At 71.1% G+C, this 12,900-nt stretch carries 7 protein-coding genes; 4 read left to right on the top strand and 3 right to left on the bottom strand.

Going from position 1 to position 12,900, the window contains the following annotated elements; all coding sequences use genetic code 11:
- Positions 1-2: 2 nt before the first annotated feature.
- Together GPA04_RS14900 and GPA04_RS14895 are read right to left on the bottom strand one after the other, a co-directional pair.
- Positions 3-4,589, bottom strand: coding sequence for a hypothetical protein (locus GPA04_RS14900; protein WP_156224998.1), 4,587 nt, complete (start codon positions 4,587-4,589; stop codon positions 3-5).
- A gap of 64 nt (positions 4,590-4,653) precedes the next feature.
- The gene (locus tag GPA04_RS14895) at positions 4,654-8,172 is read right to left on the bottom strand and encodes a hypothetical protein (RefSeq protein ID WP_156224997.1); all 3,519 of its coding nucleotides are present in this window, start codon (positions 8,170-8,172) and stop codon (positions 4,654-4,656) included.
- Positions 8,173-8,378: 206 nt separating this feature from the next.
- Here GPA04_RS14895 and GPA04_RS14890 point away from each other — a divergent pair, with 206 nt between their 5' ends.
- Positions 8,379-8,981: a helix-turn-helix transcriptional regulator gene (locus GPA04_RS14890; RefSeq protein WP_156224996.1), complete on the top strand. Its 603-nt coding sequence runs from the start codon at positions 8,379-8,381 to the stop codon at positions 8,979-8,981.
- On the opposite strand, the gene GPA04_RS14885 is transcribed toward GPA04_RS14890, so the two are convergent.
- Positions 8,982-9,359 (bottom strand): DUF4190 domain-containing protein, encoded by a 378-nt coding sequence (locus tag GPA04_RS14885; RefSeq protein WP_241680828.1) that lies wholly within the window; start codon positions 9,357-9,359, stop codon positions 8,982-8,984.
- A 187-nt stretch (positions 9,360-9,546) separates the two neighbouring features.
- Here GPA04_RS14885 and GPA04_RS14880 point away from each other — a divergent pair, with 187 nt between their 5' ends.
- The 3 genes from GPA04_RS14880 to GPA04_RS14870 form a co-directional block, all read left to right on the top strand.
- Complete coding sequence (locus GPA04_RS14880; RefSeq protein ID WP_162458631.1) at positions 9,547-10,860, top strand: ABC transporter substrate-binding protein; 1,314 nt, start codon at positions 9,547-9,549, stop codon at positions 10,858-10,860.
- Positions 10,857-12,155, top strand: a complete 1,299-nt coding sequence (locus GPA04_RS14875; protein ID WP_156224993.1) for a sulfatase family protein — start codon at positions 10,857-10,859, stop codon at positions 12,153-12,155. The genes GPA04_RS14880 and GPA04_RS14875 overlap by 4 nt, the downstream gene beginning before the upstream one ends.
- Positions 12,152-12,900: carbohydrate ABC transporter permease (locus GPA04_RS14870; protein WP_156224992.1), on the top strand; the 749-nt coding region annotated here is incomplete at its 3' end. The genes GPA04_RS14875 and GPA04_RS14870, both read left to right, overlap by 4 nt.

Genomic DNA, 12,900 nt, shown 5'->3' with positions numbered 1-12,900 from the left:
GATCAGAGGGTGAAGGTGTCGGCGTAGACGACGCGGGTCGTGAGGCGGGTGCGGAGGCGTTGCCGCGTCGCCGGGTCGGGGTCGTGGTCGGCGGCCATCACCTCGAGCTCCTCGATGAGCACGCGGTACTCGCCGGTGCCGAGGTCGGGCGTGACGAGGGGGATCGGGACGGGCAGCTCGAGGCGCTGGGACCAGGTCACCTGCCACACGTCACTGGGATCCTGCCCGACGGCGGGCAGCCGCACCGTGGCGTGGTCGAGCCACTCCAGGTCGGACTCGCCGCGCTGCTGCACGGTCGCCACCAGCACGCGCGAGCCGAGCAGCAGCTTGTCGAGCGGCGAGATCGAGCGGTCGACGGTCGGGTCGCCCCGGTCCCACTCGTAGCCCTCGTCCGGCTCGTCGCGGTCGAGCGTCCGGTACAGGGCGGCAGCGCCGGTGACCGTGACGTGCACGTGCGTCGCGTCGGGGCGGCTCACGGTGGCGGTGCGCTCCGGCAACGGCTGCACCCAGTCGGTCATGACGACCGGTGACAGCTCGCAGCCCGCGAGCGAGTCCGGCTGGAACCGGGCCACCGCGAGCCGCACGAACGGCCACAGCTGATCGCGGGGGGTCATCGCCACGTCCACGAACCACTGGTTGCGGTCGGGGTGGAACTCCGCCTCGTAACCGAGCAGCGCGGCCTGCGGCTGCCGCGTCACGTCCACCAACGGGCGTGGTCGCCCGGACAGCACCGGCCCACCGGGGCGGCGCGGCAGGTCGGCGTCGGTCCCGGGCTCGGCGACCAGGTCGGAGACCGCGAACAGCAGATCGGTCGCGGTCAGCAGCGGCGGCAGCGCCGCGTCGGGCACGGGCGCCGTCGTCGAGAGCCCCGGATCGCTGCCCCACCGGCTCGCCACGGTGGGCGGCAGGTCCTCGCCCAGCACGAGGGCGAGCAGCTCGCCGTCGCCCGAGGAGTACCAGGGGCGGTTCATCCAGATGCGGGCGCCGCTGCGGCGCACGTGCCGGCGCGCGAACGGATGCTCGGGCTCGGTCGCCACGTCCCACAGGAGCAGCGGCACCGTCTCGGTGACCACCGGGGCCGCGGGTCGGGCCGAGGACTGCACCGTGAGCCCGACCGGGTCGGAGCGCGACTCGGGGTCGTCCTCGCCCGCGAGCTCGTCGGGTGCGAAGAACTCGGCGTACCGGGTGGACCCGATCAACGTGTAGGTCACGCGGCGGTGGTGCGTGTCGGGGAAGTTCTGGATCGCCCGGTGCATCGGCACCCCGGTCGCAGGGTTGGCGTCGTCCCACGGGTACAGCAGGCCGTAGCGCTCGCCCTCGCCCACCTGGGACCGCACGGGCACGTCGCTGCGCTCGACCTGCACCGGTCCGGGAGTGGTGACGTCGTCCACCCACTCCGACCACGTCGCAGCCAGCGCCATCGTTGCGGTGCTCGCGCCGTGCATCTCGGTGATGGCGAACAGCGCTGCCACGGTGGCACCCTCCGGTCGCGCGAGCACCGCGAGGTCGTGCAGGGCGGGGCGGCGCGCAGGTCGCGGTGTGGCGTGCACCAGCCGCATCTCCTCGCTGGGCGTCAGCCACCAGGTCCAGCCCGAGACCGCGGCCCGGCGCAGCAGCGCGAGCAGCTCGTGCGCCTCGACCGCCTCCAGCAGCGCCGCGGTGCTGCGCCACAGCCCCAGCACCTGCAGGTCCTCCTCACGCAGCGACGAGGAGATCGCCACCCGCACCTGCTCGCCCGCGGGCAGGGTCACCCGGACGAGGTTCGCCGCCTCGTCGACGCTCGCGCCCAGCTCCGTGCCCGGTTCCAGCACCAGCTGCAGCGGCTCGACCCGCGGCCACTCGCCCCGGAACGGCACGACCACCGCGGAGAGCACCCGCGGCTCGGGCAACGTGTGGGGCGCGCCGGCGTCGACGAACACCAAGGCCATGCCGGCTGCGAGCGGGTCCGGTAGGTACGGCAGCACGAGCTGGTCGACGTCGTGCACCACGTACTGACCCTCGCCCAGCGGGGTGTCGCGCGTGTCGGTGATCTGCTGCAGCGTGACCGCCGCCTCCGGGTTCGCGCCCGGTCGTGACGCCAGCGCGATCCCGGGCTGCTGGATCACCTCCCCGGGGTTGTCGAGGTCCGGCACCCACTCGTCGAGCAGCGTGCCGCGCTCGCGGAGCGCCCACCCGAAGACGGTGCGCTGCACGTCGGGGTCGCTCGAGCCGATCGCGGCGTCGAACATGCCGTGCTGCTCGGCCTCCAGCTGCGAGGTCTTCGCCGGCGCCACGTGCCGCTCGCTCGTCTCACCCTCCCGGATCACGAGCCGCCCCAGCGACTCGCCCAGGGTGAGCTCGCGCCGCGGGACCAGCACCGGGGCTGGCACAGGCGACCACCGCAGGAACGGCACCGGCAGCGTGTCGGTCGGCGCGTAGGTCTGGGTGGGTGGCAGCACGTCGGGGAACAGGTCGGGCCGCACGTGCAGGTCCGAGAGCATCGGGATCGTGCGCTCGACGGCGTCCCGCAACCGGTCGAGATCGCTCACCCCGCGCCGTTGTCGGGCGTCCTTGCTCACCAGGTCGGCGAGCCGACGTTCGGCCTTCGTGATCTGGCTCGCCGGCATCACGAGCGAGTCGCCCGCGATCTCCCGTGCCGCCTCGGCGAGCCGAGGCCGGAACGCCGGTGCCGCCTTGGCGGTCGCGTCGTCGAACGGCGAGGTCGGCCTGACCCTGGTGCGCTTCGGCACGCTCGCAGCCAGCGTCCTGCGCAACGGGTCGCCGAGCGAGGTGGCGCGGTGCGTGGTCAGCGCGGCGCGCAGCGTGCTGATCGGGACCGGGTCGGGCTCGCCCTCCTGCACCTCGTTGCCTGCCAGGTCCACGCCCTGCACCCGGAACGAGTAGCTGGTGCCGTACCGCAGCCGCGGCAGCGTGCCCGGCTCCACCCGGCTCCGGATGCGCGCGAGGGGCTCGCCATCGGCCGGCACCGGCGGCTCGTCGAGGAGCTGCTCCTCGCCGTCCTCGCCGTGCACCACGACCTTGCCCGGGCGCGGTGCGGACAGGCTCCAGCCGTCCCACCCGGCGAACACCTCGTGCAGGTAGTACGGGTCGGGGTCGGCGGTACCGGACCGGCTGAGCGAGGTGAGCGGCAGGAACCCGGCGTCGGGGACGCCCTCGAGCACCGTGGTGCGGTCCGGTGTCAGCACGTCGACGAGCCGGCGGTGGACCGAGCGCCACGGACCCTGGGCGCCCTCCCGCACCTGGAGCCGCACGCCACGCACGATCTGGTCGTACGTCAGCGACAACGGTGTGCTGGCGGCGGACAGCCCCTCGGCCGTCTGCACCCGGTCGCGCGAGGCGTCGACCCGGTCGAGCCGTGCGAGCGAGAACCCGGTCGAGCGCAGCGAGGTCGGCGCACCGTTGGCCTTGTCGCCGTTGAGCTCGGAGGCGATCTCGCCGATCGCGTTGCGCAGGTTCTGCTCGGTGGCCAGGCCGGTGGCGTCGGGGTCCAGGGACAGCACCTGGTAGCGGTCGGGGTCGCCCAGCTTGAGGCGGCCGCCGCTCCACTCGGCGCTCGCCACCGCCTGCCAGCTTCCCTCGACCACGTGGACCTGCGTCCGCGGCGGCTCCACCTTCTCGAACGCGCCCTCGTCCTGCGCGCCGGGCACGAACGTCACGCTCACCCACGTCGCCGTCGCCAGCGCCGGCAGGTGCTCGGCCACGACCGTCAGGTCGACCGCGAGCCCCAGCGCCCGCAGCAGCGCCGGCGTGCTCCCGGCCCCGGCCGCGAGCTGGTGGAAGTCGGGCTCGGGGTTCTCGACCGGTGGGGTGGTGGCCCCCTCGATCGGGCGCGGCTCGTACTCGACCTGCGCCTCGGGCCGCTGGTAGTAGCGGCGGGCCGCGTGCAGGTCGACCATCGTGCCGAGCATCCCGGTCGGTCGATCCCCTCGCGCCACGTAGTCGTCGAGCCAGTCGGTCAGCCGGCGCTCGTCCTCGGCGCGCGTCTCCAGCAGCGCCTCGATCGCGTTGACGCGCGGCACGTCGGTGCCGTCGCGGTCGATCCGACGCCCGGTCAACGTGGCCATGGCGTCGACCTGTGCCTTGGTGTACCGGGGCTGCTCAGGCTTCGCGTCCAGCATCTGCAGGATCCTGCGGGCGCCGCCGTGCACCTCGGTCATCACGCGCAGCACCATCCGATTGACCGCGTTGTCGGCACGCGGCCGCGACGCCGGCGAGGTGAGCATGGCCGCCAGGTGGAGGTAGGTGGCCGTCTCGTCCATGGCGTTGGCCGGGTACGACTTCCACTTCGCGCCGCTCACCACCGGCTTCGGGAAGGAGCGCACCAGCGTGGTCGGCGGCAGCAGCGCCGACCACACCGCCTGGTCCGGCTCCGACACCGGCGTCGCCGGCACCGGCTCGGCCAGCGTCGAGGCGCTGACCAGCCAGCTGCCGCGCGCCAGGGTCTTGACCCACGTCTCGACCGCAGGGAAGTCACCCAGGGTCGCGTCGGCGTCGGGCTCGAGCTTGTGGGTGACGAACGCGCTCAGGTGGAACGCGGCATCCTCACCCAGGTCGTACGGCAGCGCTGTCGTCGTGATCGTGGCAGTCATTTGGGGTCCCCGCAGACTTGTGTGGAGGAGCGCAGCGGGGGAGCAGAAGTCTGTGGGGTGTACTTCATGCTGGGACCCCCGCGAAGGCGGCGCAGTACTCCGACCACGCCGGGCTGGAACCATCCGCCTCGGGCGGCATGATGTCGTGGAGCGTCGGGTCGCCCTGGGAGCCGGCGAGCTTGCGCTCGCAGCTGACCTCGACCGAGGCCGAGAAGAACAGCACCTCGACCTCGACGATGACGCTCGCCCGCCCGATCAGCTTGCCGGTCGGGAAGTCGTAGGTGAGCGACAGCTCGAGCGTGATCGACGCCGAGATCAGGCCGAGCACGTCGACCTCGCCGCGGATCCGGAAGTACGCGGTCAGCGACCCGGCGTCACCCTCCAGCCGCAGGTAGACACCCACGGTGATCGAGACCGACCCGGACGCGACGCCGAGGTTGATCGACAGCGACGCCCCAGCCTCCAGACCCATCTCGAGCTCGACCAGGCCCTTCGGCGAGGCGCGCAGCCCGACCCAGCCGCCGCCGCCGATGGCCATCACGGTGAGCCGGAACGGGGCGTCCTTGCGGCAGAAGTAGAAGCCGACCGTGACGGCGTCGCCGAGGAACGGCACCCGCGCGTCCGCGCCGAGGCTGATGTTCTCGAGCGAGAACACCCCGACCGAGACGTTCGGCAGCGCCAGGTCGAAGCCGGCGGTGACGCCCTCGGTCGAGACGTCCACGTAGGGCGGGTCCGCGAAGCCGTCGAACGGGATGATCTCGCGCAGCCGGTCGATGAAACCGAGGACCCCGAGGAACTCCATGCCGTCGAAGACCACGTCGACCTCGGGCTTGGTGCCCGTGCCCACCCGGAACCCGATGCGCGAGAAGTTCATCCGCATCATCGGCTCGCCCGGCATCAGCTGCAGCGCGAACTGGCGCAGCTCGGCACTGATGTCGGCGCTGGGCGCGCCCGAGGCGCTCGCGCGCACCTCGACGCCGAGGCTGAGGCCGCGCTTGTCGTCGGCGATGAAGACCGGGTCGCTCGTGCCGGGGAAGGCCCAGTCGGCGATCGCCGGTCGCCACTCGTAGCGGGCCGTCACCGAGCCTGACGGCGAGAGGACGTTGTCCGCGAAGTCGGCGATGGTCGTGAGCAGGTCGGTCTGGGCCAGGATCGGCTGCAGCGCGAGCGCCGGCTTCTGGATCGCCGCCCGCACCGAGGTGGGCAGCATGGGGTGCTGCACCGCCGTCAGCACCGTGGTGATGCCGGTGCCGACGGCGATCGCCTTGGCGAGCACGTCGGCTGCGCTCTCGGGGTGGCCGAGCATGTCCGCGAGGGCGTCGAGGAGCTCGGTGACCGCCGTGACGACCGGCGCTGCTGCGGCCTCGAGCTGGTCGATCGCAGCCTGCACCTGAGCGCGCGCACCCTCGTGCGCGGCCGTGGCGAGGTCCTCCGCGAGCCGCGTCAGACCGCCGTCGAGCGCAGCCCGCAGCCGGGCCACCTCCGAGGCGATCGAGGTGACGACGTCGAGCGCCTCGGTCACGAACTCGGGTGCGTTCTCGAGGTCGAGGCCGAGCGCGTCGAGGATCTCGACGAGGGAGAACAGCCCGAACAGCTTCGGCAGCGCGCCGTCGAGGAAGGTGGCCGGGTCGAACTCGCCCTGGCTCAGGCCTTGCGGTGCGGTGCCGTCATCACCGACGGCACCGAGCGTCCGGGAGAGCCCGCGCACGGCGAAGCTCGGCTCGATGAAGCCGCCGGCGCGGTCGCTGCCGTCGCTGAAGCTGACCGGGGCAGCGCCCGCGAGCTTGAGGAACAGCTGGGCCGGGTTGCCGGCCCCGAAGCCGTCGTCGAGATAGGCCTGCGTGTAGGACAGGTCGACGTGAGGGGAGGCCGGTGCCAGGTGCCGCATGGCGGGCACCACCGCCTCGGCGGTGGTCAGGAACGGACGTGAGCGGACGTCGTCGCGATCGATCTCGGCGTCGAACCTCAGGGTGGCGACCTCGAACGCGGTGTCACCCTGCGCGGACGGCTCCGCGAGCGCGATGCTCGCGCCCTCGGCGGGGATGTCGGCGACCGGCTGGTAGGTGGTGCGGATCGTCTGATCGGTGACGCCCGCGTCGAGCGCGTTGCTCGGGACGAACAGCAACGGGGCGCTCAGCGAGACAGGGTCGTCGGCGGCGTCGTCGGCGTCGATGTCCCACCGGAAGGGGGTGCCGTCGCGCGTGGGCACGAACACGGTCGAGACCGTCACGGCGTCGGCGGGGATCCCGGCCGGGCGGTCGAGGTCCGGTGTCGTGGTGGGGGAGAGCGTCACGCGGCGCAGCGGCGTGTCGCGGCCGCCGTAGGTGCGGGTGCGCTCGCGCAGCACGATGAAGTACCGCTGCCGCAGGTAGGCGGTCGCAGGTCCACCCGGCATGATCTTGCGCTCGGTGACGGTCACCCACACGGCGCGGTGGCCGAACGGGAACAGGAACCCTGGCTGCGTGACGCGCACGTAGGTGTCCCGGCCCATCGCCGCCTGGTGCGTGTAGGACTCGAGGTCCATGAACCAACCCGGCTCCGGATCGTAGTCGTTCCAGGTCTCGGCCCACGAGCCCCGCCAGTCGATCCACGCCCCCAACGACGACAGCGAGAGCCGGTTCACCTGCAGCGGCAGCGGCGTGACCCCCTCGGCGCTCGAACCCGACTGCCGCACGACCGTGCGGCGGATCATAGGGTCGATCGAGCTGAGGAAGCCCTCGCCCGGCAGGTGCTCGTTGAGGTCGCGTGCCCACACGGCGCGCACGACGCGCTGCCCCGGGGCCTCGTCGTGACCGAGGAAGTCGCCGTCGTCGTCGGTCACGCGCGTGGTGAGGTCGGTGTGCCAGAGCTGGGTCCGGGCAGGGTCCGACGGCGCGGTGACCGGCTGGGAGGGGTGGCGGAACGCTCCGTACCGGGCGCTGGGGGAGACGATCAGCCGATACGGCGCCTCGATCGCGGTCTCCGTGGCGCCCGGGACCCGTGGCTGCCCCTTGCGGAGCAGACCGGGGTTGACGATGACCTGGTCACCGGGTTCGAAGGGCCTGACGACGACACCCCTCAGGCGTGCCGCGAGCCGCACCCGGCGGGCCGCCCGCGCCGCGCGCAGCACGGTCGTGACACCGCTCGCCCGGTGGGACGCGATCACGTCGGTGGCGCCGATCAGGTCCTCGATCGGGATCGCCCATCCGGGAGCGGGCGCGGCCGCCGGCTTGGCGAGCGCCGTGGTCCGCAGCGACAGGCTCGGGATCAGGTCCAGCAGCCCCTCGATGCTCAGCGGCAGGTCGGTCTTGGGCGGCAGGTCGAACGCGAGCCGGCTCGGTTCCGCGATCCGCAGCTCGGCGACCGGCGGCGGGCTCGGCAGCGGTGCCGACTCGGGGTAGGCCTCCTCCTGGATGTGCTGCGGGGGCAGGGTGAGGACGAGGATGCCGCCGTCGGCGCCGGTGCGCAGGCGCCGCACGCGGTCGACCGTCTCGAGGCTCGCCCCGTGGAGCGTGACCGAGAGGTCGACGAAGTCCTCGGTGCGCAGCAGCCGGAGCCGGGTGCGGGGGGCGGGGTCGGTGGGATCACGCCGCTTGGTGGGCACAGCGGCTCCTTGTCGTTGGTGTCGGGCCAGACAGACGCGATCAACGTAGGGCGAGCGTCGCCGTCCGGGCATCGGGGGAAACCCTGCAAAACGGCCCCGGCCGCCCGTCGGCTCTCTACCGTTGTGCTGTGCCGGTGACGGCGTATCACGCCACCCCGAACCGGCTCCTCCTCGGTGACACCGGTGTCTCGCGGAAGGGTGCGCGCATGCGTGTGCTCGTGATGGGTCGTTCTCCGTTCCTCGTGCGCGGTCTGAGCGCTGAGCTGGTCGATCGCGGCGTCGCGGTGGTGGCCACGGTGCGTACGCTCGGCGAGCTCGGTGCGACGCTCGCCACGGCGACCGTCGACGCGGTGCTGGCGTGCCTGTCCGGCGGTGCGATCTCGGACGCGCGCGGGGGCGCCGTGGCGATCACCTCGGTGCTCTCCGAGCACCCGACGACGGCGCTGCTCGCGCTCACGCCGCTGCCGCCGCGGTCCCGGCTATGGCAGGACGCGAATCCTGCCTGGGGCGCCATCGCCCTCGAGAGCGCCGACACCGATGCCTTGATGGCCGCACTCGACCGGCTGACCTCCGCTCCCGCGGCGCGCCGAATCGCTCGCGCCGATCTCACGCTCACGGGGAGCGAGCAGCGGGTGCTCGACCTGCTCGCCGTCGGGCTCTCGAACGACGCGATCGCCCAGCAGCTCTGCCTCAGCCCGAAGACCGTGGAGGCCCACATCTCACGAGCGTTCAGCAAGCTCGGGCTGGTCAACGACGACCACAGGACCAACCGCCGCGTGCTCGCCGCGTTGCGCTGGACCGGAGGCTGATCAGCTCTGCGAGCCTGCCCAGGCGAGGAATCCGAGGCTGGCGATGATCAGCACGGTGTAGAACGCGATCTCGAGGTAGCCGAGGATCAGACCGGCGATCGCCAGGCCGGCCCCGCGCTGGCCGGTGCGCTTGATCTGCGACAGCGCGACGTGACCGGCGATCACCGCCAGGATGGCGGTGGCGCACAGGCCGAGCACGAGCGAGGCGATCGCCCAAGGGTTGTAGGACTCGGTCGGGTTCAGACCGTGATACTGCGCGTCGGGTGTCCCGTAGGACTGGGCCGGAGAGCTGAGGTACGGGCTCGTGGGCTCGGGCTGCCCGTACGGCTGGGTGGGGGCGTCGCTCGTGCCGTACGGGGTGTTCGGTGGCTGGCTCATCATCACTCCTCGACGTCTGCTGTCCCCATGGTCCCACCGGCGGCGGCCTCGGGCACGGCCACAGGTCGGGCCACGGGAACTGCGGGATGGAACACACAAATCAAGGGCGTATTAATAATGCGCCCTTGACAAATAACAAAGCGTCCTGCCAGGCTCTGCCGGTCAGTCATCGGAGAAGGAGCTGGAAGTGGCCGAAACAAGGACAGGGACGTTCTCCCGTCGGCAGCTGCTCGCGCTGAGCGGCGTGATCGCCGTCGCCGGCACGGCGTGCAGCCGGGGTGGGAGCGGGGACGCAAGCTCGGGGGAATCGGAAGAGACCGGTGCGATCTCGTTCGCATGGTGGGGCAACGACGCCCGCGCGGACGTGACCCGGCAGGCCATCGAGGCCTTCGAGGCCTCCCGTCCCGGCACCAGCGTGGCCGGCGAGTACGGCGGCTTCGACGGCTACTTCGACAAGCTCGCCACCCAGACCTCGGGCGGGAGCGCACCCGACGTGTTCCAGATGAACGAGTGGAATCTGCGCGAGTACGCGGACCGGGGTGCGCTCGCCGACCTGAACGAGTACGGGATGAGCTTCGACGCCTGGAGCGAGGGCGCGAACGCCGGCGCAGAGGTCGACGGGAGGGCCTGGGGTGCGACCGCGGGGATCAACCTCCAGGCGGTCGTCGTCGATCCGGTGTTCTTCGAGGACGTCGGGGTGGACATCCCGGATGACAGGACCTGGACGTGGGAGCACTTCCACGAGCTGGCGGCCGAGCTCACGGCGAAGTCGGCCGATGGCGCGTTCGGTGCCGGCTACCACGGCAGCGACCAGATCACTGCGGCCTACTTCTTCCACCAGGTCGGCTCGGAGCTGTTCGGGGCCTCGGGCGTCGCCGTCGATCCCGACGCCGTTGCGCAGTGGTACCAGCTCTGGTTGGACATGATCCTCGACGGGACCTCACCATCGGCCTCGATGGTGCTGGAGAACGGTGCCGCTGAGCCGGCGCAGTCGCTCTTCGGTCAGGGCAGGCTGGCGATGAGCCTCACCCCCGCCAACCTCCTCGTCGACAACGAGAACCTGCTCGGCCGGGAGCTGCGGCTGCTGCGCATCCCGACGATGACCGGCCAGGCGGCGGACCTCGGCATGTGGTACCGACCGAGCCTGCTCTTCTGCGTCGCCGCGACCTCGAAGGACCCGGAGACCGCGACGGCGCTGGTGGACTTCCTTCTCAACAGCAAGGAGGCCGGGCGCATCATGCTGGCCGAACGAGGAGTGCCGCCGAACACGGAGGTGCTGGCGGACATCACACCCGAGCTGAGCAGCCCGAACCAGCGGGTGGTGGAGTACATGGAGTCCTGTGCGCCCGACCTGACGACCCCACCGCTGTCGCCACCAGCAGGCGCCGGTAGCTACCCGGGCCTCCTCGGCCGATACGGCGAGGACGTGATCTTCGAGAAGACGACACCCGCACAGGCGGCTGAGGACTTCGTGAACGAGCTCAGCGGGATGGTGCAGTGACGTCCGGTTCTCCGCGTCGCCCCAACATCGTCGTCGTGCACTGGCACGACCTCGGCACGCACCTGCCGGTGTACGGCTACGAGGTCGAGGCTCCGCACGCAGACCGCCTCGCGGCACAGTCGACGGTCTTCACCCGCTGCTTCAGTGCGAGCCCGCTGTGCAGCCCTGCACGTGGTGCGCTCTGGACGGGGCGGTATCCCCACAGCAACGGGTTGCAAGGGCTGACCCATCGAGGTTGGGAGTACAACGCCGGTGAGCGGACGCTCGCGATGCATCTGGGCGATGCTGGCTATCGCACGGCGTTGATCGGCCTGCAGCACGAGTCGCGCGAGCCGAGCAGACTGGGTTTCGACGAGATCGTGGACTGTGGTCGCAATCATGCGCCTGATGTCGCCGGTGCCGCCGCCACGTGGTTGGAAGGTCGCGCCACCCAGGAGGAGCCGTTCCTGCTGGTGTGCGGGATGGTGGAGGTTCACCGCGACTGGCCGGTCGAGCGCTACCCCCGCCCGGACGCGGGGACGTCCGACGTGCCCGGGTACCTCCCGGACAACGAGCACACGCGTGAGGACCTCGCCGGCTTCGATGCCGCGATCACCGCCGCGGACGACGGCCTCGGCACCATCCTCAGGGCGCTCGACCAGCACGAGCTCGCCGAGGACACCATCGTGATCTTCACGACGGATCACGGCGCGCCCTTCCCTCGTGCCAAGAGCACGCTGTACGACCCCGGCGTGCAGGTCGCACTGATGGTGCGGCTGCCATCAGCGCTCGGGCGTGACATGCCACGCCGGGAGTCGGGGCTGGTGAGTCATGTCGACCTCGTGCCGACGCTCCTCGACCTGCTCGGCATCGAGATCCCGGACGACCTCCAGGGAACGAGCATCGCGGCCACCGTGGTCGAGGGTGCACCGACCACCCGCGACGAGGTCTACCTCGAGAAGACCTACCACGCCGACTACGACCCGATCCGAGCGATTCGAACCGACTCCTACAAGTACATCCGCAACTTCGAACGTCGCCCCTTGCTCTCGTTGCCGCCTGACCTCGAGGCCTCGCCGACGCGGCGCGGCATGGGCGACGCCCACCTCGCGCCACGGCCCGAGGAGGAGCTGTACGACCTCGCAGCCGATCCCGGCGAGACGACGAACCTCATCGGAGCACCCGAGCTCGCGGACGTCGCCGAGGATCTTCGCTCGCGCCTGCACGCGTTCATGACATCGACCCACGACGCCGTGCTCCACGGACCGGTCCTCCCACCGGCAGCCGGCGCGCACGCCGCGGGAGCCGACCGATGAGCGCGATCTCTGAGCTGTCCAAGCTCAAGTCGGGCAAGGCCCGTTCTCCGCAGGAGCGTGCGGCGGCGCGGAAGGAGGCCGGCCGGGACAAGAAGGCGGGATATCTGTTCCTGCTGCCGTGGTTGGTGGGGTTGTTCGCGTTCACGTTGGGTCCGATGCTGGCGTCGTTGTATCTGTCGTTGACCGATTACAACTTGATCCAGTCGCCGAACTTCATCGGGTTGGAGAACTATGCGCGGATGCTGGAGGATTCGCGGCTGCATCAGTCGTTGAGGGTGACGTTCACCTATGTGGTGGTGGGTGTGCCGTTGCAGCTGATCCTGGCGTTGGCGATCGCGCTGCTGCTGGACAAGGGGATGCGGGGGTTGCCGATCTACCGGTCGGTGTTCTATCTGCCCTCGATGCTGGGTGGTTCGGTCGCGATCGCGTTGTTGTGGCGGCAGATCTTCGGCACCACGGGTCTGGTGAACCAGGTGCTGCAGGCCTTCGGCATCAATGCCACCACCGGGTATGTCTCGGACCCGGAGTATGCGTTGTGGACGCTGATCCTGCTGCACGTGTGGACGTTCGGCTCGCCGATGGTGATCTTCCTGGCGGGGTTGCGACAGATCCCGACGATGTACTACGAGGCGGCGTCCCTGGATGGTGCTGGCCGGGTGGGGAAGTTCGTCAAGATCACGATGCCGTTGCTGTCCCCGATCATCTTCTTCAACCTGGTGCTGCAGATCATCGGGGCGTTCCAGTC

The sequence above is a fragment of the Pseudactinotalea suaedae genome (assembly GCF_009733815.1).
GTDB lineage: Bacteria > Actinomycetota > Actinomycetes > Actinomycetales > Beutenbergiaceae > Pseudactinotalea > Pseudactinotalea suaedae.
This window is presented reverse-complemented; position numbering and strand designations above follow the sequence as displayed.